The organism is Cellulomonas alba, from assembly GCF_030362835.1.
Classification (GTDB): domain Bacteria; phylum Actinomycetota; class Actinomycetes; order Actinomycetales; family Cellulomonadaceae; genus Cellulomonas; species Cellulomonas alba.
This window is the reverse complement of the sequence record NZ_JAUCGQ010000001.1, coordinates 2,485,989-2,507,450: the sequence shown is the minus strand read 5'-3', so window position 1 is coordinate 2,507,450 and position 21,462 is coordinate 2,485,989. Positions and strand designations below refer to the sequence as shown.

The window sequence follows — 21,462 nt, the reverse complement described above, 5'->3', positions numbered from 1 at the left end:
CGCTGCACCCGTCGCGACGCGGCTGGGCGACGCGGCCGGGGCGCGGCCGCCCGGCGGCTCGCTACGCGCCCCGGTGCCGGCGCACCAGCTTGTCGAGCTCGACGACGATCGGCACCACCGCCGCCAGCGCGATCGCGGCGAGCCACTGCGGCCCGGTGAGCGACGTCGTCATCAGCAGCCGCTGCAGCCCGGCCACCTGCACCGAGACGACGGTCAGCAGCAGCGGGATCGACAGCCACTTCACGGCGTTGACGATGGGCGCCTCGAGCCCGGAGCCCGGGTCGCGCCGCATCGCGAGCCCGCCGAACAGGGACGCGAGCGCCGCGACCACGAACGCCATCGTCATCGGCACGTTCGCGTGGTCCTGGCTCATCGGCCCGGGCGCGAGCAGCAGCGCGAGCAGCGTCACGCCGAACATCACGAAGCCGTACACGAGCCACTGCGTCACGGCACGACGGTTCGAGATCGTCACCTTCGGGTCGCGCGGCGGGCGCTGCATCAGGTCGTCCGGGGAGGGGTCGAGCAGGATCACGACGACCGGGAAGATCGTGATGAAGAAGTTCAGGAACAGCACCATGATCGGCGTCAGCGGCACGCCGCCGTTGATGTTCGCGAGGCTCGCCACGAGGAACAGCAGGACGAGCATGAACAGCGACGCCATCTGGTAGCGGACGTAGCTCACGATCTTGTCGTAGATGCCGCGGCCGAGGCGGATCGCGGTGACAAGGGTGCCGAAGTTGTCGTCGGTCAGGATCATCTTCCCGGCCTGCTTCGTGACCTCCGAGCCCGAGCCCATCGCGACGCCGATGTCGGCCTGCTTGAGCGCCGCGGCGTCGTTGACCGCGTCGCCCGTCATCGCGACGATCGCGCCCCCGGCCTGCATGAGCTTGGCGAGCCGCAGCTTGTCCTGCGGCGTGACGCGGCCGAACACGTGCAGGTCCGGCAGGGCGGCCGTCAGCTCCGCGTCCGTCATCGCCTGGATGTCGGCGCCCGACGCGGCACCCGGGCCGAGGCCGAGCTCGCGGCCGATGGCGGACGCCGTGATGGCGTGGTCGCCGGTGATCATGCGGACCTCGATGCCGGCCTCGCGGGCCGTGCGGACCGCGTCCTTCGCGGTCGGCCGCAGCGGGTCGATGATGCCGACCATCCCCACGAACACCAGGTCCTCGACGTGCGCCATCGGGTCGGCCTGCACGTCCGCGAGCGGCGCGTCGACGCGGCGGAACGCGAACGCGAGCACCCGCAGCCCCTGCTCCGACATCCGCTGGTTCGCCGCCTGGATGTCCTCGACGGACTCCGCGATCGGCACGACCGCGTCCCCGGGCGCGAGCGCCTGCGAGCACCGCGCGAGCACGACGTCGGGCCCGCCCTTGACGAGCTCGACCAGGCCGAGCGTGCCCTGGACCGGCAGCTGGTGGAACGTCGCCATGAACTTGTACGCCGAGTCGAACGGCACCTCCGCCGCGCGCGGGTAGGCCCGCCGCGTCTCCTCGGCGTCGACCCCGATCTTCGCGGCCAGCACGACGAGCGCGGCCTCGGTCGGGTCGCCGACGACCTCGCCGGCGTCGGACACCGTCGCGTCGCTGTCGAGGCACAGCCCGTACGCGAGGCGCGTGAAGTCCGGCACCTCCGTGCCGGCGACGTGCTCGATCGCGCCCGTCTTCGCGTAGCCCTCGCCCTGGATCCGGAACCACCGGCCGCCGTGGAACATCGTGCGGACCGTCATCGCGTTCATCGTCAGCGTGCCGGTCTTGTCGGAGTTGATCGCGCTCGTCGCGCCGAGCGTCTCGACGTCGGTGAGGTTCTTGACGACCGCGCGGTGCTCGGCGAGCTGCTTGCTCCCGTACGCGAGCATCGACTGGACGAACGTCGGCAGGCCGGTCGGGATCGCGGAGATCGCCATCGAGATGCCGAGCAGCAGCACGGTCGTCGCGTCCTCGCCGCGGATCAGGCCGATGACGACGATCACCGCGACGGCCGACCACGCGACGATCCCGAGCACGCGCGTCAGCGAGTCGAGCTCCCGCTGCAGCGGCGACTTGGCCGGCGCGACCGCCGAGAGCATCGACGCGATCTGGCCCATCTGCGTCTTCATGCCGGTGTCGGTGACGACCATCGTCGCCGTGCCGCGGGTCACCGACGTGTTCTGGAAGACCATGCACGCGCGGTCGCCGAGCGTCGCGTCGGGGTCCGTCAGCGTCGCCGGGTCCTTCGGCACGGGCGCCGACTCCCCGGTGAGCGCGGCCTCCTGCGTCTCGAGCGTCGCCGACCGGAGCAGCCGGCCGTCTGCGGGCACGAGGTCGCCGGCCTCGAGGTTGACGATGTCGCCGGGCACGAGCTCGAGCGCCGGGACCTGGGCGAGCGTGCCGGCGCGCACGACCTTCGCCTGCGGCACCTGGAGCTTGGCCAGCGCGTCCACGCTCGCGCGCGCCTTGAGCTCCTGCCGCGTGCCGAGCACGACGTTGAGGATGACGAGCGCCGCGACGAGCACCGCCACGGCGCCCTCGCCGATGGCGGCCGAGACGATCACGACCGCGATGAGCATGAGGTTCATCGGGTCGCGCAGCTGGCGCAGCGCCACCGACCACGTCGACGGGGGCGGCTCGGACGCGATCGCGTTCGGGCCGTACAACGCCTGCCGGCTCGTCACCTCGTGCGACGTGAGCCCGGCGCCCGCGTCGGTGCCGAGGTCGTGCACCACGTCCTGCGCCGAGAGCGTGAACCACGGCACCGAGCTCGTCCGGATCACCTGCGTCACGTCCGTGGGACTCGTCATGACAGCGAATCTAGGTCGGGACGTCGCCTTTGTCCCGGTCCGGCTCGATCCCGGGTGGCCCTCGACCGCGCCGCGGGTCAGCCGGGACCGGGTACCGCGCGTGCCTCGGCGGCGTCCTCGACGCCCTCGTCGGGCAGCAGCCGGCGCTGCTCGAGCACGTAGAGCAGGACGAACCCCGGGGCCACGACGAGGACGAAGAGCCCGACCGCGACGAGGATCGCCGTCAGCGTGCCGGACGGCGCGGCCGCGTCCGCGACGGTGAGGGTCTCGGGCAGGAGGTACGGCCACTGCGCCACGCCCCACGACACCACCGTCGCCGCGACGGCGAGCGCCGCGAGCACCCGGGCACCGCGCGCCGCGCCGCGCACCAGCAGCACGAGCGCACCCGCGCCGCACAGCGCCCCGGCGATCACGACGGGCGCCGCCTGCGACGTCAGCCCGTCGAACACCGGCCGCGCGTCCGTGCGGACGACGAGCAGACCGACGACGAGGACCGCCGCGACGACGACCGCGCTGACGACGCTGCGACGCCGGAAGTACCGGGCGAGGTCCTCCTCCCCCGCACCGCGCGCCTCCCACACGAGGAAGACCGCGGCCAGGTAGGCGACCAGCGCGACGGCGAGGAGCCCGGCGACGACCGACGTCGGGTTGAGCCAGCTGTCGACGGGGTCGCCCGCCTTGCCGCCCGGCGGCACGCGCCCCGACGCGATGCCGCCCGCGACCGAGCCCATGCAGTACGGCACCAGCACCGACGCGGCTGCGAACCCCGCGCCGAGCACGGTGCGCGCGCGCCGGCCGGCGACCGCCTTCCGGAACGCGAAGCTGGCGCCGCGCAGGACGATGCCCAGCGCGGCGAGCGTCAGCGGGACGAACAACGTCAGCCAGATCGACCCGTAGGCCCCCGGGAACGCCGACCACGCGACGACGAAGATGAAGATCAGCCAGACGTGGTTGGCCTCCCAGACCGGACCGATCGACTGCTCGACCAGCGCCCGCGGGCGGCGTCCGCGCTCCTCCCCGCCCGCGGCGAGGTCCCAGAACCCCGCACCGAAGTCCGCACCCCCGAACACGGCGTACGCGGTCACGGCCAGCAGCAGCACGAGGGCGACCACGGTGCTCACAGCGCGACCTCGTCCCGGTCCGCCGCGGGCACGGTCGGGGAGTAGGGACCCTCGTGCTCGACGAACTCGTCGCGGCGGCGCGCACGCCGGCTCATGCCGCGCAGGACGACGACGGTCGTGACCGCGAGCGCGGCGTAGACGACCCCGACGGTGATCGACGTGACCCAGACCCCGGTGTTCGCGGTCGCGGCATCCTCGACGCGCATGAGGTTGTAGACGATCCAGGGCTGGCGCCCGACCTCCGTGACGACCCAGCCCGCCTCCATCGCGACCACGGCCAGCACGCCCGAGACGGCCGCGGCGCGCAGGAACCACCGGCTCGCGGGCATCCGTCGGCGGAAGACCCACGTGGCGGCGTACCAGAGCGCGAGCAGGAGCAGCAGCGTCCCGAGGCCGACCATGACGTCCCAGCACAGGTGGACGACGTTGACCTCGGACGTGGTCGGCCGGGTGTCCGCCGGGACCGCGTCGAGCCCCTGGACGACCGTCGACCGGCCGGTGCTCGGGTCGGACAGCCAGGACGCGAGCCCCGGGATGGGGATGCCGCCGCTGACCTGCCCGTTCGCGTCGAGGTGGCCGAGCAGGGTCTCCGGGACGTCGCTCCCGGTGCTCGGCACGAGCTCGATCGCCGCGAACTTGGTGGGCTGCTCGTCGTAGACCCAGCGCGCGAGCGCGTCGCCCACCCCCATCTGCACCGGCGTGGCGACCGTGGCCACCGTGAAGGCGATGACGAACGCGGTCCGGTGGTAGTGGTCCTGGCGGCCGCGCAGCATCGCCACCGCGTACACCGAGGCGATCAGGAATCCGCCGACCAGGTAGGCCGCCACCAGCATGTGGGCCGCCTGGAGCGGCATCGCGTCGTTGAAGATGACCTTGACGGGGTCGACGGCGACGACGTCACCCGACGAGTCGAGCGTGAACCCGGTGGGCGCGTTCATCCACGCGTTGGCGGCGACCACCGACATCGTGCCGAAGATGCCGGCGACCCAGATCGGCACGCCGGTCCAGAAGTGCGCCCACGGCCGCAGCCGGCGCCAGCCGAAGATGTAGATCGCGATGAAGATCGCCTCGGTGAAGAAGAAGATGCCCTCGAACCCGAACGGCACGCCGAACGCGGCGCCCCACCGGCCCATGAACCGCGGCCAGAGCAGGCCGAACTCGAACGAGAGCACCGTCCCGGTGACCGCGCCGACGGCGAACGTCACCGCCATGTACTTCGACCAGCGCTGCGCGAGCCGCAGCGCGTCGGCGTCGTGGTGCTTGATGCCGCGGTAGTTCGCGACGAGCGTCATGAACGCCCACGAGACGCCGAGCGGCACGAGGATGATGTGCGAGGCCAGCGTGAACGCCATCTGGCTGCGCGCCCACGGGACCGGGTCGACCGCACCGATCGCGACGAGGGCCTCGACTGCTGAGGTCACGGGCGTCACCCTCCTGGACGCTCCCACGAGCACGGCCGGGACGGGACGCACGACCCCGGTGCCGCGAGCCTAGGGAGCGGCCGGGCGGGGTCGCATCACCCCGGCGAGATGACCGCCGCGGAGGTTGCGCGGCTCTCGTCCCGCGTGCGCCGACCGCAGCCGCGCGCGAGACGTCATCACCGGGGGGTGATGCCGCGCGCCACGCGTCCGGCCGAGCATGGAGCCCCGCCACCAGCCTCAGGAGAGTGCGCCGTGAGCGCTGCGACCTCGCCGTTCCCGCCCATCGCGGACTACGCGTTCCTGTCCGACTGCCACACGGGCGCCCTCGTCGCGCCGGACGGCTCGGTCGACTGGCTCTGCGTGCCCGCCTTCGACGCCCCGAGCGCGTTCGGGAACCTCCTCGACCGCGGCGCCGGCTCGTTCCGGTTCGGTCCGTACGGGATCAACGTGCCGACGGCCCGCGTCTACGTCCCCGGCACGAACGTCATGACGACGACGTGGCACACGCCCGGGGGGTGGCTGCTGGTCCACGACGCGCTGACGATGGGTCCGCGGCAGGGCCCGGACGTCGTGACGCCGCACACGCGCCCGCCCGCCGACGACGACGCCGACCACCTGCTGGTGCGCACGGTGGAGTGCCTCGACGGCTCGGTCGAGGTGGAGCTCGTCTGCGAGCCCGCCTTCGACTACGGCCGGGTCCCGGCCGACTGGTCGCAGGTCGGCGACGGTCACGCCGCCGACGCCTCGGGTGCCGGCCAGCGCTTCCGCCTGAGCACCGACATGCTCATCGGCATCGAGGGCGGCTCGGCGCGGGCGCGTCACGTGCTGCGGAAGGGCGACAAGGCCTTCTGCGCGCTGTCGTGGGCCGACGGCCTCGCCTCGCCCGTCGACGTCGCCGACGCCGAGGCGCGGATCGGTGCCACCGTCCAGTTCTGGCGCAGCTGGCTCGCCCGCGCGCGGGTGCCCGACCACCGGCTGCGCCACCCGATCGAGCGCTCGGCGCTGACGATCAAGGGGCTGACGTTCATGCCCACGGGCGCGACCGTCGCGGCCCTCACCACGTCGCTGCCCGAGACCCCCGGCGGCGAGCGCAACTGGGACTACCGCTACACCTGGGTCCGCGACACCACGTTCACGCTCCAGGCGTTGCACTACCTCAACCTCGACTGGGAGGCCGACGAGTTCATGCAGTTCGTCGCGGACCTCCAGCCGAACCCCGACGGCGCGCTGCAGATCATGTACGGCATCGACGGCCGCCGGGACCTCACCGAGTCGACGCGCGACGACCTGACGGGCTACGAGGGCGCCCGGCCGGTCCGCATCGGCAACGGCGCGTTCGACCAGCGCCAGAACGACGTGTTCGGTGCCGTCCTCGACTCGATCCTGCTGCACACGACGCGCAGCAAGCGCCTGCCCAGGCGGCTCTGGCCGCTCGTCGAGTCGCAGGCGGCGTGCGCGATCGCGGCGTGGCGCGAGCCCGACCAGGGCATCTGGGAGGCGCGCGGCGAGCCGCAGCACTACGTCTCGTCGAAGCTCATGGGCTGGGTCGCGCTGGACCGCGCGTCGAAGCTCGCGAGCATCCGCGACGACGAGGAGCTCGCCCAGAAGTGGCGCGCCACGGCGGAGGAGATCCGCGAGGACATCCTCGCGCACGGCGTCAGCGACCGCGGCGTGCTGCGTCAGCACTACGACACCGACGCCCTCGACGCCTCGACACTGCTCGCGCCGCTGTTCGGGTTCCTGCCGGGCACCGACGAGCGGATGCACGCCACCGTCGAGGCGATCGACCGCGAGCTCACCGAGAACGGCTTCGTGCTGCGCTACCGCACGGACGAGACCGACGACGGCATGTCCGGCAAGGAGGGCACGTTCCTGATCTGCTCGTTCTGGCTCGTCTCGGCGCTCGCCACGGTGGGCGAGATGGACCGGGCGCGGGACCTGATGGAGCGTCTCCTGCGCGTCGCGTCGCCGCTGGGCCTGTACGCGGAGGAGTTCGAGGTCGACCGAGCGCGGCACCTGGGCAACTTCCCGCAGGCGTTCTCGCACCTCGCGCTCATCGAGGCGGCGGCGCGGATCATCCTCGCGGACTTCCGCGAGGAGGTCGCTCTCTAGATCCAGGGCGTGCGCCACCCGCCGAACCCGGCGGTGACGCGGTCGGCCGCCGCGGGGCCCCAGGACCCCGGCTGGTACGGGTGCACGTCCGGCGGCGCGTCGAGCAGCGGCTGCATGATCCGCCAGGTCTCGTCGACCGCGTCCTGGCGGGCGAAGCGCGTGCTCTGGCCGAGCATCGCCGCGTGCAGCAGCACCTCGTAGGGCGTCGGGCCCTCGCCGCCCTCGTCGGCGAACAGCATCTGCATCTCGACCTGACCGACCCCGGCGAGGTCCGCGCGGTGCGCGTCGACCTCGACCTTGATGCCGGTCGACGGGTCGAGGCGGACGACGAGCTGGTTCGGCTCGGGTCGGTGGCTCGGCGGCCCGAAGCCGAGCCGCGGGGGCCGCTTGAACACCAGGCGCAGCTCGGTCTGCGTCGCCGCGAGGCGCTTGCCGGTCCGGATGAAGAACGGGACGCCGGCCCACCGCCAGTTCTCGATGTCGAGGCGCAGCGCGGCGTACGTCTCGGTGGTCGACCCGGCGGCGACGCCGTCGATGCCGAGGTACCCGTCGTACTGGCCGCGGACGTAGTGGGCCGGGTCGGCCTCCTCGACCGCGCGGAAGAGGGCCACCTCCGCGTCCTTGAGCGTGGTCGGGTCCCCGCGCGACGGCGGCTCCATGGCGGACGCGGCCACCACCTGCATCAGGTGGTTGACCACGACGTCCCGCAGCGCGCCGACCGGGTCGTAGAAGTGCCCGCGGTCCTCCACGCCGAAGTCCTCGGCCATCGTGATGTGCACGGACTCGACGTAGTTCCGGCTCCAGACCGGCTCCATGATCGCGTTCGCGAACCTCAGGTGGAGGATCTCCTCGAGCCCCATCTTCCCGAGGTAGTGGTCGATCCGGTACAGCTGCGACTCCTCGACGTACTGGTGCAGCTCCTCGGCGAGGGCGACCGCGGTGGCCTGGTCATGGCCGAACGGCTTCTCGATCACGAGCCGCGCGTCGTCCGTCAGCCCGGCCTCGCTGAGCATGCGGACGACCTCGCCGAACAGGAACGGCGGGATCTCCAGGTAGAACACGGGGCTCTGCGCGCCCTTCACCGCGTCGGCGACCCTCGCGTAGGTCGCGGCGTCCTTGAAGTCGCCGCTGACGTACGACAACCGCTTCGCGAGCCGGTCGAACACCGCCGGGTCGAGCGTCTCGCCCGTCCCGACGATCGACTGGCGCGCCCGCTCGACCAGCTGGTCCAGCGACCAGTCGTCCACCGCGACGCCCACGATCGGGCAGTCGAGCAGGCCGCGACGCTCGAGCCGGTAGAGCGACCGGAACGTCATCACCTTGGCCAGGTCGCCCGTGATGCCGAAGATCACGAGCACGTCCGCGGGCCGGGTCTCGGCGTGCCCCGCCGTCTTGACCATCTCGACTCCTCACGCCGGGACGACGCGCCGACGGTGCCGGACGCGTCCGAGATCCCCACCGTGGGCGCTCCGGCCGCGCCCGGCGTCGTCCCACGGGGATGACTTCCCGGCCCGGACCGGTCCGAGCGGGCGAGCCGCGCTTCACCCCATCGAGGCGATGACTCACCCGCGCCCGCGACGTTGGGTCGAAGGCGTGGCCCGCGCGTCGCAGCGGGTCCCACGGGCGGGGCAGGGGAGGCGGCCATGGACGTCCGAGACGACGCTGCGATCGTTGCCGACGTCGAGCCGCGAGGGCTGCTCCCCGCCCCGTCCGCGCGGACCCCGCGCGTGCCCCGTGCTCCTCTGGTCCCGCGTCCGCGGCTCGTCGACCGGCTCGCGCACGCCGCGTCCTCGGCACAGCTGACCGTCGTCTGCGCGCCCGCCGGGTGGGGCAAGACGGTGCTCGCCGGCCAGTGGACGCTCACCCAGCCCGACGTCCTCTGGCTGACGCTCGAGCCGGCGGACGCGGACCCGGACGTGTTCTGGTCGCACCTGATGAGCACGCTGGCCGACGGGGTGCCGACGAGCGAGCGCGCGGTGACCGGCATCAGCCCCGCGGCCGTCGACGCGCTCGCCGACGCGCTCGCCACCGGCCCCCGGCGGGTCACGCTCGTGCTCGACCGGTTCGAGCTGGCGGGCGGACGCGCCGTCCGAGCGCTCGGTCCGTTCCTGGACCGGGCCGCGGACGGGCTGAGCCTCGTGCTGCTGACCCGGCGCCGGCCCGCGCTGCCGCTCTACCGCTACCGCATCGACGGACGGCTGGCCGAGCTCGGCGCCGACGACCTGCGGCTCAGCGCCAAGACGGTGGGTGCGACGTTCACCGCGCTGGGGCTGCAGCCGAGCGGAGCCGCCGTCCGCGCAGCGCTCGACGCGTGCGACGGCTGGCCGGCCGCGGTCCGGCTCGCCGCGCTCGAGCTCCGCGACCGCCGCTGGACGGCTCCGTCGGACGCGCAGGTGCGCGCCTGCCTCGCCCCGACCGTCGGCTCGCTCGGCGACTTCCTGCGAGCCGAGGTGCTCGGAGGCCTCGCCGACGACGACCGCGCGCTGCTCCGCTCGGTCTCGGTCGTCGACGAGTTCTCGCCGGCGCTCGCGGCCCGGCTGTGCGGTGACCGGCGCGCGGAGCGGGCACGCGCCCTCGCGCACGCGGACCCCCTCGTCATCCCCGACGCGACCGGCGGCCGGCTGCGCCTGAACCCGCTCGTCCGCGGGGCGCTCTACGCGGAGCTCTGCCGCCGGCAGCCCGACAAAGCTGCCCGCCTGCACCGCCGGGTCGCGGACCACCTCGTCGCGCAGGGGTTTCCCGGCGAGGCCGCCACCCACGCGGCGCTCGCCGGCGACGCCGCGTACGGCGCCGCGGTCCTCGTCGACGCCGGCGTGGTCGCGCAGTGTCTCGTGGCGTCGGACGACGCGCGCGGGCTCGACGGCTGGGTCGGCGACGCGCCGGTCGAGACGCGCGAGACCGCCGTCGTCCAGGCCGCCCGCGCAGCCCTCTCGGGCGACGTCGACCGCGCCGCGGTGTGGCTCGCGGCCGCGCAGCGGTTCGGCCCGGGCGGCGACGCGTCGGCGCTCTCGGAGACGCTCGTCCACCTCCGGGTGAGCTTGTCCGAGGGTGATGCCGAGGCTGCGCTCGACGCCGTCGACCGTGCGCGACCGGCCGTCGCCGCGCTCCCGCCGGCCGCGGCGAGGGTCGTCGGCGCCGGTCTCCAGGAGGTCGAGGGGCGCATCTCGTTCCGGGAGGGCCAGCTGGACGCGGCGGCCGGCCGGCTCACCGACGCGATGCTCCGGCTCGGCGAGGACGACGGGGAACCGCGCCGCCGGCGCGCGCTGGCGATGCTCGCGCTCGTCGAGGCCTGCCGGGGGAACCTCACGCGGGCCGACGCGCTCGCCGAGACCGAGCAGCGGATCGCGGACGACGCCGGCATCGGGCCGGACGGGCGGTCGGCGGCGTCCGCGCTGGCCCGCGCGTGGGTCGCGACCGAGCGGCAGGAGCTCGCGCGCGCGCAGCTGTGGCTCACCCGCGCGGTGCGCACGCGCGAGAGCGCCGAGGAGCCCACGCTCGCCGCCTTGTGCCTGCTCCTGCGCGTCCGGCTGATGCGGGACCGGGGCAACCTGCCCGGCGCGCGCGACCTGCTGCGTCGGAGCGAACCCGAGTCGTCCTGGCTCGCGGTCCCGCTCGCGCACGAGAACGCGGTGCTCGAGGCCGCGCTTGCGCGCGACACCGCCGGGGGCGGGGCGGCACCGGACGCGCCCGGCCGGGCCGCGGTGCGCGGTGTCGCCGGCCCGTCGGCGGACGACTGGCCCGAGCTGCGGGTCCAGCCGTCGCCGCTGCAGATGGAACGCCTGGTGGACCGGGCCGAGCGGCTCTGCCGCCAGGGCCGCTCGGAGGACGGCCGCGCGCTCGTGCTCGAGGCGCTGGCCCTCGGCGAGCCCGAGCAGCTGAGGCGCCCCCTGCGCAACGCCGGACCGGGGGTGCGGGCTCTCCTGCGCACCGACCCGGAGGTCATCGGCCGAGCCGCCTGGCTCGCACCCGCGGCGAGGCGCGCCCTCCGGCCCGCGACGAGGCGCGAGCGCCCGACCTGGCGCACGGAGCCGCCGGCGCGGGCCGTGCTGACGCCCGGTCGTCCGCGGCGAGCGCCGGACGAGCCGCTGACGGAGCGTGAGCGCGAGATCCTCGACCGCCTCGCGCAGCTCATGAGCACGCAGGAGATCGCCGCCTCGATGTTCATCTCGGTCAACACCGTGCGGACCCACGTCCGGCACATCCTGGACAAGCTCGCGGTCGGCCGGCGCAACGAGGCCGTGCGTCGCGCGCGGGAGCTCGGCCTGGTCTGACCGGGCCGGCGCCCGTCGCCGACGGCCCGGCTCGGGCTGCGCGTCATCCGGACCGGACGATGCGCCGCGACGGCGAGCGCCGCGAGGCTTCGAGGCATGGCGGAACGAGTCCTGGTCCTCGGGGGCGGCCTCGCCGGGGTGGCGAGCGCCCGGGAGCTCGCGGCCCAGGGCGTCGACGTGACGCTCGTGGACCGCAACGACTACCACCAGTTCCAGCCGTTGCTCTACCAGGTGGCGAGCTCGCAGCTCCCCGCGGAGGACATCGCCCGTCCCCACCGGACGATCTTCAGGGAGCACCCGAAGGTCGACGTGAACACGGCCGACGTCGTGGCCGCCGACCTCGCGGCGCGCACGCTGACGCTGGACGACGGCCGCGTCCTGACCGGGTCGCACGTCGTCGTCGCCGCGGGCGCCCAGCCCAACTTCTTCGGCACCCCGGGCGCGCAGGAGCACGCGTTCCCGCTGTACTCCGTCGCCGACGCCGAGCGACTCCGCCTCCACCTGCGCGACCTGCTGCGCACCGCGCTGGCCGACCCCGCGTCGACGGCCGACGGCGCGATCGACGTCGTGGTCGTCGGCGGTGGGCCGACCGGCGTCGAGGTCACCGGTGCGCTCGTCGAGCTCATGGCGCAGCTGCACCGGACCCGCGGGCTCGAGCCGGGCCGGGTCACGCTCGTGGACCGCGGCAACGCGCTGCTCGGGCAGTTCTCGGATCAGGCGCACCACTACGCGCACGGCAAGCTGACGACGGGCGGTGCGGACATCCGGCTCGGTGTCGGCGTGAGCGAGGTGCACGCGGACCGGGTCGTCCTCACCGACGGGACCAGCATCCCGACGCGCACCGTCGTGTGGGGCGGCGGCGAGTCCGGCGCCGCGATCCTCGAGCACGCCGGCCCGACACCGGGGCGCGGGGGCCGCATCGACGTGCGCCCCGACCTGACCGTCGACGGCTACCCGGGCGTGTACGCCGTCGGCGACGCGGCGAACATCCCGTCCGACGACCCGACGCGCGCGCTCCCGCAGCTCGGCTCGGTCGCGCAGCAGTCCGGCCGCTGGGCGGCCCAGAACCTCGTCCGCGGCCTGCACGGCGAGCCGGCGCAGCCGTTCGTGTACCGCGACAAGGGGATCATGGCGATGATCGGGCGGAACGCCGCCGTCGCCGAGGTCGGCACGCGGCACCGCCACCAGGTCGAGGGCCCCTTCGCGTTCGCCGCCTGGCTCGGGGTCCACGCGCTGCTGCTGAGCGGCGTGCACTCCCGCACCGACGCGTTCCTGACGTGGGCCTGGGAGTACTTCGACCACGAGCACGTCGCGCACGTCGAGGAGTCGTCGACCCCCCACCGGATCGCGTGGGGCGGCGACGAGGAGGACCGGCCGCACATCGACACGGAGCGGCGCTGACCTGCGAGGCGGAGGAGCCAGCCATGGCCGACGAGTACGACGTCATCATCGTGGGATCCGGCGCGGGCGGCGGGACGCTCGCGCACCGGCTCGCGCCGTCGGGCAAGCGGGTCCTGATCCTCGAGCGGGGCGACTGGCTGCCGCGCGAGCCGGAGAACTGGGACGCGAACGCCGTGTTCGTCGAGAACCGGTACGTCTCGGCCGACACCTGGTACGACGCGAACGGCAGGCCGTTCCAGCCGCAGGTCCACTACTACGTCGGCGGGGCCACCAAGTTCTACGGCGCCGCCCTCTACCGGCTGCGCGAGAAGGACTTCGGCGAGCTCCAGCACAGCGACGGCATCTCGCCCGCGTGGCCGGTGGGGTACGACGTCTTCGAGCCGTACTACCTCGAGGCCGAGCGGCTCTACCAGGTGCACGGCGCGCGCGGCGAGGACCCCTCCGAGCCGCCCAGCACCGCGCCGTACCCGTACCCACCGGTCTCGCACGAGCCCCGGATCCAGCAGCTCTTCGACGACCTCGCGAAGGTCGGCCTCCACCCGTTCCACGCACCGTGCGGCGTCATGCTCGACGAGACCGACCGCGACGCGAGCGCGTGCATCCGGTGCGGAACGTGCGACGGCTTCCCGTGCCTGGTCCGCGCCAAGTCCGACGCCGACGTCGTCGCGGTCCGCCCGGCGCTCGCGCACGACAACGTCACGCTGCTCCGCGGCGCCGAGGTGCGCCGGCTCGAGACCGACCCGTCGGGCCGGAGCGTGACCTCGGTGGTCGCCGTCGTCGACGGGTCCGAGCAGCGGTTCGCCGCGTCGGTGGTGGTGGTGTCGGCGGGCGCCGCCAACTCCGCGAAGCTGCTGCTGGCGAGCGCCAACGACCGGCACCCGAACGGGCTCGCGAACGGCTCCGACCAGGTCGGGCGGAACTACTGCTTCCACAACAGCCGCGCGTTCCTGGCCGTCTCGAAGGAGCGGAACGACACGAGGTTCCAGAAGACGCTCGGCCTCAACGACTACTACTTCGGCGACGACGACTTCGCGTTCCCGATGGGGAACGTGCAGATGGTGGGCAAGTCGTCCGCACCCATGTACCGCGGCGAGAAGCGCATCGCGGCCCTCGCGCCGATGTTCGCGCTCGACGAGGTCGCTGCGCACGCGGTCGACTTCTGGCTCTCCACCGAGGACCTGCCTCGGCCCGAGAACCGCGTCACGCTGTCGAAGGACGGCGACGTCGTGCTGACGTACACGCCGAACAACCTCGAGCCCCTCGAGCAGCTCTACCACCGCGTGACGAGGCGGCTCGACCACCTCGGTATGCACCCCGGCCACCTCGTGCCGCGCGACATCTACATGAAGAACGACATCCCGGTCGGGGGCTGCGCGCACCAGGCCGGCACGGTGAGGTTCGGCAGCGACGCCACGACGTCGGTGCTGGACACCGACTGCAAGGCCCACGAGCTCGACAACCTCTACGTGGTCGACGCGAGCTTCTTCCCCAGCATCGGAGCGGTGAACCCGGCGCTGACCGTGATGGCGAACGCCCTGCGGGTGGGCGACCACCTGCTGGCACGCCTCGGCTGAGCCGGGCCGGCCCGGGGCCTCAGGCGATGCCGAGCGCCTCGATCCGGTCCACGGCGTCGCGGCGCGACGAGACGCCGAGCTTGCGGTAGACCGCGGTCACCTGCGTCTTCACCGTGTGCCGCGAGACGTGGAGCTGTTCGGCGATCTGCGGGAACGACAGGTGCGTCGACATGAGGGGCACCAGGCGCAGCTCCGCCGCCGTGAGCGAGGTGAAGCCCGCCGCGTCCGCCTGGGTGATCCGGCCGAGGCGCGCCGCGAGCTCGGCCGCGTCGTCGCGCAGGCGGCCCAGCCCCGGGCGGCGCACCAGGATCCGCCGCGCCTGGTCGAGCGACGCGCGCGCGCCCGCGGGGTCGACGAGGTCCAGCGACGCGTGCGCGAGCTCGAGCAACGCCTGCACCGAGACGACCGGCAGCACGTGCGTGAGCAGCGGCCGCAGCCGCGCGGCCCGGCGCGCGAGCGCCCGGGCCTCCGGCACGCGCCCGGCGGCCGCGGCCGCGCGCGAGGCGGCGGCGAGCACGAGCGCGCTGGTCCAGAAGTGGTCGAGCCGCGCCTCCTCCACCGCGACCAGAGCGGCCTCGAGGTGCATGTCGGCCGCCGTACGGTCCCGCAGCCCGCGCGCCACGAGGTGCTGCTCGGCGTGCCCCAGCGCGACGAGGGGCTGCGCGCCCGCGGCGCCCGCGAGAGCCACGGCGTCACCGAAGTCCGTCTCGGCCGCCGCGAGCTCGCCGCCGAGCAGGTGGACGAGCCCCGCGGAGTGCAGCATCGTGGCGCGGTACGGGCTCTCGGGCGCGAGGCCGCCGAGGGCGAGCGCGACGTCGCGCTCGATGCCGACGAGACCCTCGCGCGCCAGGTTCGCGCGCATGTACGCCAGCGTGGCCGCCTGGGAGCTGCCGTCGGGCAGCACACCGGTGGCCGGCATGCTCTCGGCCGCGGCGATCCACCGCTCGGCCTCGCCGGAGCTGCCGAGCAGCGCGAAGATCAGCGCACCGTGCGCCGCGATCGCGGGGTAGAGCTCGGTGGGCGGGTGCCGGGAGAGCCACTCGAGCCAGCCGCGGACGGTCTCGATCCGGCCGCTCGCCCAGGTCGGCTGCATCGCCTCGAGCACGAGCACCGCGGCCCGGTCGGCGTCGCCCGCGGCCTGGGCGTGCGCGATGGCGGGGCCGGGCTGGTCGTGCGCCGCGAACCACGCCTCTGCGCGGCGGTGCAGCGCGAGCTCGACGCCCGCGTCCGCGTGGCGGAGCTCGCTCTGCATCAGGTCGCGCAGCAGGTGGTGGCACCGGTACCACTCGCCCCGCCGGTCGAGCGGGACGACGAGCAGGTTGCGCGACTCGAGCGCCTCGAGGGTGTCTGCTGAGCCCGTCGTCTCGAGGACCGCGTCGCACGACGGGCCGGAGAGCCGCTCGAGGACGGACGTGCGCATGAGGAAGTCGCGCTCACGTGCCGACATCCGAGGCAGCAGCTCGGCCCGCAGGTACTCGCGCATCAGCCGGTCGTCACCGGTGAACGTCGAACCCGAGGCGGGCTCGCCCGCGCCCAGGGCGAGCGACGCGAGGTACACGCCGGCCGGCCAGCCCTCGGTCTCGCGGACGAGCTCCGCGGCCCGGTCGTCGTCGAGCTCCACGCCGGCGTTGGCGACGAGCTCGCGCGCCTCTGCCGTGGTGAGGGCGAGCTCGGCGATGCCGAGCTCGAGCAGCTCGCCGCCCATGCGCAGGCGCGACAGCGGGAGCGGCAGCCGGTCGCGCGATGCGAACGCGACCCGCCACCCCGCCGGGAGCCGCAGCGCGAGCTCGGCGAGGCTGGCCCAGCACTCGGGCCCCGTGATCGCCTCGGCGTGGTCGAGCACGAGCATCACGCCGTCGTCGAGCTCGGCGAGCGCCGAGACCAGCGCCGGCACCGATGCGACGTCGCCGCCGGTCCGGGCGAGGAGGTCGGGAGCGGCCCACCCGGGTGGCGCGAACCGTCCCAGCGCGCCGACCATCGCGGACCAGAGCGACGCGGGGTCCTGCCCCACGAGGTCGCACGAGACCCATGCGACGGGCTGCCCTGCGCGCGTGGCCCACTGCACGAGCACGGTGGTCTTCCCGTAGCCGGGCGGCGCGACGATCGTGACCACGGAGGCGGGCGCGCTCATCAGCGCCCCGACCAGCGCCGTCCGGTCGACCGTGCCGCGCCTGAGGTGCGGCGCGCCCGCGGCGTCGCGACGGGGTACGGGACCGGCGCCGCGGGCGTCGCGTCGCACGACGGGGTCGCGTGCACCCTGGCGGCGGTCCTCGGCCGTCCGAGACACGCTCACGAGGCTACGATCCGGCCCGCGCCGCGACAACCGTCCCAGCTCCCCCACGTGCGGCGGTTCCGCGGCCGCACGGGGGGCGCCCGGTTCGCGCCGCTCCCGCCCGCGAACGACGAGAGGCCCCTCACCGTGAGGGTGTGGGGCCTCTCTCGGGTGGAGCTGAGGGGATTCGAACCCCTGACCTTCTCATTGCGAACGAGACGCGCTACCAACTGCGCCACAGCCCCGCGAGCGGGCTACAGATTAGCACCACGGGTGGGCCCATCACGAAATCGGCCGGCCCCGCAGCCGTGCACGCCAGACGGCGCCCGGTCACTGGCCCGAGGCGCGGCGCTTCGCCAGCACCGCGTCGAGGTCGATGCTGCCGGTGGTGGCGGCGGGCGGCTCCACGGCGGCGTGCTGCTCGGCGCCCGGCACCCCGACGATGTCGGCCGCGGCGGGCACGGCCTCGGCGGCGCGGGCGGCCGTCGAGCCCTCCACCTCGCCGAGCGGCGCGGGCTCACGGCGCGGTGCCGCGGGCTTCATCGTGTAGGTCGGGCGCGGCACGGGGACGGGCGACCAGGCCTCGTCGTCGTCGCGCGCCGCACCGGCGTCGGCGGCTGCGACCGCGTCGTCCAGGGGGGCCGAACGGCGGACGACGGGTGTCGCACCGGTCGAGTGTCGTGCGGGCGCCTCGCCCTCGCCGCGGTCCTCGACGATCCGCTCGAACAGCTGCGTCTCCGCCTCCGACGGGTGGACCGCGCGGCCGGTGACCAGCGGGACGGCCGTCCGCGCCGACGGCGCGGGCGCGACCTCACGGGCTGCGTCGGGCCGCGCCTTCGCCGGCGCTGCCGTCCGGTTCGCCGGCGCCACCGCGGGGGTTCCGCGCGAAGCCGTCACCGGCGGCGCGAACGACTCGCGGCGCTCCTGCTCGAGCCGCTTCGCCCACTCCGCGTCGGCCGCGGCCCAGGAGCGCGAGGCGCGGCGGCCGAGCACGAGCACCGAGCCGAGCAGCACGGTCGGCACCGCGGCGACGAGCCACGAGACGGTGGTCACGACGCCGACGACCCCCCACGCGGCGACGGTCGCGACGAGCAGCACCCCGGCGAGCAGCGCGCGGCGGCGCGCGGCGCCACGACGGCGCGCCACGGCGGCGGCCCTCGCGGCGTGCGCCTGCGCCCGGCGGCGCACGGCCTCGGCGGAGAGACGGTCCTGGGTGCCGAGCGGTCGGTCCACGGTGGTGCCTCCTGTCGCGGTGCCGGCGGGTCGCACCGGCACCCCTCTGCCCGGGGTCAGCAGCTGGCGGGTCCGCGCCTCGGCCGGCGCGCACTCCGCGGACGCCGACGCGGTCCGCGACGCCCGTTCCAGCCGGTGGGCCCGGCCGGGCCGGTCGCTCACGGCGACCACGCGCAGCGCCTCGGAGTAGCGGTCCTCGGTCCGCGACTCCAGCAGCTGCTGTCGGTGCCGCAGCTTGTGCGGCACCAGATAGGCCACCCACAGGCCGACGAGCGCGAGCGCCACCGGTCCTGCGAGATCGTTCACGCACCGACGGTAGGGGCGGCCCCGCGGGCGATCGTGGACGCGCCCGGCGTGTCGGTGCCGGCGGGCGGACGCGCCACCCGGGCGGCCCCGGTGCGTCCCGTCGGCGTCAGGCCCGCTGGGCCCGTGAGGCGTGCCACCGCGCGAGCAGACCCTCCGGCACGTCCTCGACGGTCAGCGCGAAGCTCCGGTGGTCGCACCACCGGTCCTGGATGTGCAGCAGCCGCAGACGCAGGCCCTCGTCGCGGAACCCGAGCTTCTCGACGACGCGCAGCGACGGCTTGTTCTCGGGCCGGATGTTGACCTCGACGCGGTGCAGCCCGAGCACGCCGAAGCAGTGGTCGGTGGCGAGCGCGACACCCGTGGGCGTGACGCCGCGACCGGCGACGTGCTCCGAGACCCAGTAACCGATCGAGGCCGAGCGCAGCGAGCCGAGGATGATCGACGACACCGTCAGCTGGCCGACGAGCTCGCCGCGGTACTCGACCGCGAACGGGAGCGCCGACCCGGCGCGCGCCTGCGCCGCGAGCGTCCGCACGAACCCCGGGAACGACGGCCGCGGCCCGGTGACGGGCACCGGGCTGGTCGCGTCCCACGGCTCGAGCCACGCGGAGTTCCGGGCCCGCAGGGTCATCCACGCCGACTCGTCCCGCCGGCGCAGCGGGCGCAGCCGCACGTCGCCGTCGGTGAGGACCGCGGGCCAGCCGACCGCCATCAGCCCTCCAGCACCAGGCAGTGCACCACCTGGCCCGGGTGCACGGAACGGTCCTGCTCGCCGACGACCGCGAGCGCGTTGGCGTGCGCGAGCGCGTTGACCGTCGGCGCGTTCGGGTCGCCGAGCGGGGTCGCGCGGTACCCCTCCTCGGGCGAGCCGAGCACCATGGCCGGCACGAACTGGCGCAGCGCGGCGGGCGACGTCCAGCCCTGCGTCGTCTCCGCCGCGACCGACGGCCGGTACAGCTCGGTGTGGCCCGCCATCGCGCGCAGCGCGGGCCGGACGAACACCTCGAACGAGACCTGCGCCGCCACCGGGTGGCCCTGCAGCGCGAAGATCGGGACCGCGCGGTCGCCGAGCTCGGCCCCCACGACGCCGAACCCGTGCCGCTGCCCGGGCGTCATCGCCACCTGGTCGAGCCGCACGCTGCCGAGCGGCGCGAGCACGTCCTTCACGGTGTCGTGCGCGAGCTCGGACAGGCCGCCCGTCGTCACGATCAGGTCGGCGCGGACGAGCTGGTCCTCGAGCGCCTCGCGCAGGCCGCCGCGGTCGTCGGGCAGCACGGCGACGCGCACGGGCGTCGCGTCCGCGTCGCGCACGGCCGCCTCGAGCGCGTGCCCGTTCGCCTCGAAGACGGCGCCCTGCTCGGCGTTCGTGCCAGGCTCGACGAGCTCGTCACCGACCGACAGCAGCACGACGCGCGGGTGCGGGTGCACGCGCAGCCGGGACCGGCCGAGCGCGGCGGCGAGCGCGAGCTGGCGCGCGCCGAGCCGGGTTCCGGCCTCGACCACGACCTCGCCCGCGCGCACGTCGGACGCCGCGGGCCGCACGAACTGGCCCGCCACCGCGGGCCGCTGCAGCGCCACGTGCGCCGCGCCGCGGTCCGTCTCCTCGAGCGGCACGACCGCGTCCGCGCCGAGCGGCAAGGGCGCGCCGGACGCGACGCGCACCGCCTGGCCGGGCACGAGCCGGAGCGGGCCGCCCGCGCCGGGGCGCACGTCGTGCGCGACGGGGATCGACCGCAGGGCGTCGACGGTGTCGTGCGCCGCGACCGCGTACCCGTCGCGCGCGGCGACCGTCAGCGCGGGCACGTCGCGCGGGGCGACGAGGTCCGCGGCGAGGATGCAGCCCGACGCGTCGTGGAGCACGACGTCGAGCGGTGCGACCGGCCCGACGGCGGCGAGCACGGCCGCCAAGTGGTCCTGCACCGATCTCATGCGCGCATTGTCACCCGCGCCGCACCCGGCACGCGGGCATCCCCGTCAGTCCCGGAGAGTCGGGACGAACTCCGCGAGCCAGGCGCGGAAGTCCGGGCCGAGGTCCTCGCGGTCGGCCGCCACCCGGACGACGGCCTTCAGGTAGTCGAGCCGGTCGCCCGTGTCGTAGCGCCGCCCCCGGAAGACGACGCCGTACACGCCGCCGCCCTGCTCGGCGGGCATGTCGGCCAGCGTGGCGAGCGCGTCGGTCAGCTGGATCTCGCCGCCGCGCCCGGGCTCCGTGCTCTCGAGCACCTCGAACACCGCGGGGCTGAGCACGTACCGGCCGATGATCGCGAGGTTGCTCGGCGCGTCCGCGGCCGCCGGCTTCTCGACGAGCGCGGTGACGCGGACCTGGTCCGGGTTCTCCGCGCCCTCGACGGGCTCCACCGCGGCGCACCCGTAGAGCGAGATCTGGTCCTCCGGCACCTCGAGCAGGGCGATGACCGAACCGCCGACGCGCTCCTGCAGCGCGATCATCGGCTCGAGCAGCTCGTCGCGCTCGTCGATCAGGTCGTCGCCGAGGAGGACCGCGAACGGCTCCTTGCCGACGTGGTGCTTGGCCTGGAGCACGGCGTGGCCGAGGCCCTTGGGCTGGCCCTGGCGGACGAAGTGCACGTGACCGAGGTCGGTCGACTCGCGGACGCGGGCGAGGCGCTGGTGGTCGCCCTTCGCCTCCAGCGCCGCCTCGAGCTCCGGGACGGAGTCGAAGTGGTCGGCGAGCGTGCGCTTGCTGCGACCGGTGATCAGCAGGACGTCATCGAGCCCGGCGCGCACAGCCTCTTCGACCACGTACTGGATCGCGGGCTTGTCGACGACGGGAAGCATCTCCTTGGGAGTCGACTTCGTGGCGGGGAGGAACCTGGTCCCGAGCCCCGCGGCGGGAATGACTGCCTTGTGGATCGTCATGAACGGAGGCTAGTGGCGGTTCGCGAGGCCCGGCCTGTGGAACGTGTCACTCGTCATCGACCCGCCGCCGGAGGTTCACCGTCGGGTCGGCCCGTCCG

General features: G+C 74.6%; 13 protein-coding genes and 1 tRNA gene. 4 read left to right on the top strand and 10 right to left on the bottom strand.

Annotated elements, in window-relative coordinates; all coding sequences use genetic code 11:
• Nucleotides 1-61 precede the first annotated feature (61 nt).
• The 3 genes from QRT04_RS11445 to QRT04_RS11435 form a co-directional block, all read right to left on the bottom strand.
• A complete protein-coding gene (locus QRT04_RS11445; protein ID WP_289455377.1) occupies nt 62-2,776 on the bottom strand; it encodes a cation-translocating P-type ATPase in 2,715 nt (904 codons plus the stop codon).
• A 77-nt stretch (nt 2,777-2,853) separates the two neighbouring features.
• Entirely contained in the window at nt 2,854-3,897 is a 1,044-nt protein-coding gene (locus tag QRT04_RS11440) for a cytochrome d ubiquinol oxidase subunit II (RefSeq protein ID WP_289455375.1), read from the bottom strand.
• Nucleotides 3,894-5,318, bottom strand: coding sequence for a cytochrome ubiquinol oxidase subunit I (locus QRT04_RS11435; protein ID WP_289455373.1), 1,425 nt, complete (start codon nt 5,316-5,318; stop codon nt 3,894-3,896). The genes QRT04_RS11440 and QRT04_RS11435 overlap by 4 nt, the downstream gene beginning before the upstream one ends.
• A 252-nt stretch (nt 5,319-5,570) precedes the next feature.
• Between QRT04_RS11435 and QRT04_RS11430 the strand changes: the two genes are divergently transcribed.
• Nucleotides 5,571-7,430, top strand: a complete 1,860-nt coding sequence (locus QRT04_RS11430; protein WP_289455372.1) for a glycoside hydrolase family 15 protein — start codon at nt 5,571-5,573, stop codon at nt 7,428-7,430.
• On the opposite strand, the gene zwf is transcribed toward QRT04_RS11430, so the two are convergent.
• Complete coding sequence (zwf, locus tag QRT04_RS11425) at nt 7,427-8,830, bottom strand: glucose-6-phosphate dehydrogenase (protein WP_289455371.1); 1,404 nt, start codon at nt 8,828-8,830, stop codon at nt 7,427-7,429. The genes QRT04_RS11430 and zwf overlap by 4 nt on opposite strands.
• Before the next feature lie 243 nt (nt 8,831-9,073).
• On the opposite strand from zwf, the gene QRT04_RS11420 reads away from it, so the two are divergent.
• From QRT04_RS11420 to QRT04_RS11410, 3 genes are all read left to right on the top strand, one after another.
• Nucleotides 9,074-11,701, top strand: a complete 2,628-nt coding sequence (locus QRT04_RS11420) for a LuxR C-terminal-related transcriptional regulator (protein ID WP_289455370.1) — start codon at nt 9,074-9,076, stop codon at nt 11,699-11,701.
• 96 nt (nt 11,702-11,797) lie between these two features.
• Nucleotides 11,798-13,102: an NAD(P)/FAD-dependent oxidoreductase gene (locus QRT04_RS11415; RefSeq protein ID WP_289455369.1), complete on the top strand. Its 1,305-nt coding sequence runs from the start codon at nt 11,798-11,800 to the stop codon at nt 13,100-13,102.
• 23 nt (nt 13,103-13,125) lie between these two features.
• Nucleotides 13,126-14,676, top strand: coding sequence for a GMC family oxidoreductase (locus QRT04_RS11410; RefSeq protein ID WP_289455368.1), 1,551 nt, complete (start codon nt 13,126-13,128; stop codon nt 14,674-14,676).
• A gap of 19 nt (nt 14,677-14,695) precedes the next feature.
• On the opposite strand, the gene QRT04_RS11405 is transcribed toward QRT04_RS11410, so the two are convergent.
• The 6 genes from QRT04_RS11405 to galU form a co-directional block, all read right to left on the bottom strand.
• Nucleotides 14,696-16,969, bottom strand: a complete 2,274-nt coding sequence (locus QRT04_RS11405) for a helix-turn-helix transcriptional regulator (RefSeq protein WP_289455367.1) — start codon at nt 16,967-16,969, stop codon at nt 14,696-14,698.
• A gap of 151 nt (nt 16,970-17,120) precedes the next feature.
• Nucleotides 17,121-17,193 (bottom strand) — tRNA-Ala (locus QRT04_RS11400).
• Nucleotides 17,194-17,278: 85 nt separating this feature from the next.
• Nucleotides 17,279-18,487, bottom strand: a complete 1,209-nt coding sequence (locus tag QRT04_RS11395; RefSeq protein WP_289455366.1) for a hypothetical protein — start codon at nt 18,485-18,487, stop codon at nt 17,279-17,281.
• A 106-nt stretch (nt 18,488-18,593) separates the two neighbouring features.
• On the bottom strand, nt 18,594-19,199 hold the full coding sequence (locus tag QRT04_RS11390; protein WP_289455365.1) for a GNAT family N-acetyltransferase: 606 nt from the start codon (nt 19,197-19,199) through the stop codon (nt 18,594-18,596).
• Nucleotides 19,199-20,416 (bottom strand): molybdopterin molybdotransferase MoeA, encoded by a 1,218-nt coding sequence (locus QRT04_RS11385; RefSeq protein ID WP_289455364.1) that lies wholly within the window; start codon nt 20,414-20,416, stop codon nt 19,199-19,201. The genes QRT04_RS11390 and QRT04_RS11385 overlap by 1 nt, the downstream gene beginning before the upstream one ends.
• 45 nt (nt 20,417-20,461) lie before the next feature.
• Nucleotides 20,462-21,364, bottom strand: coding sequence for a UTP--glucose-1-phosphate uridylyltransferase GalU (gene galU, locus QRT04_RS11380; protein WP_289455363.1), 903 nt, complete (start codon nt 21,362-21,364; stop codon nt 20,462-20,464).
• Nucleotides 21,365-21,462 lie beyond the last annotated feature (98 nt).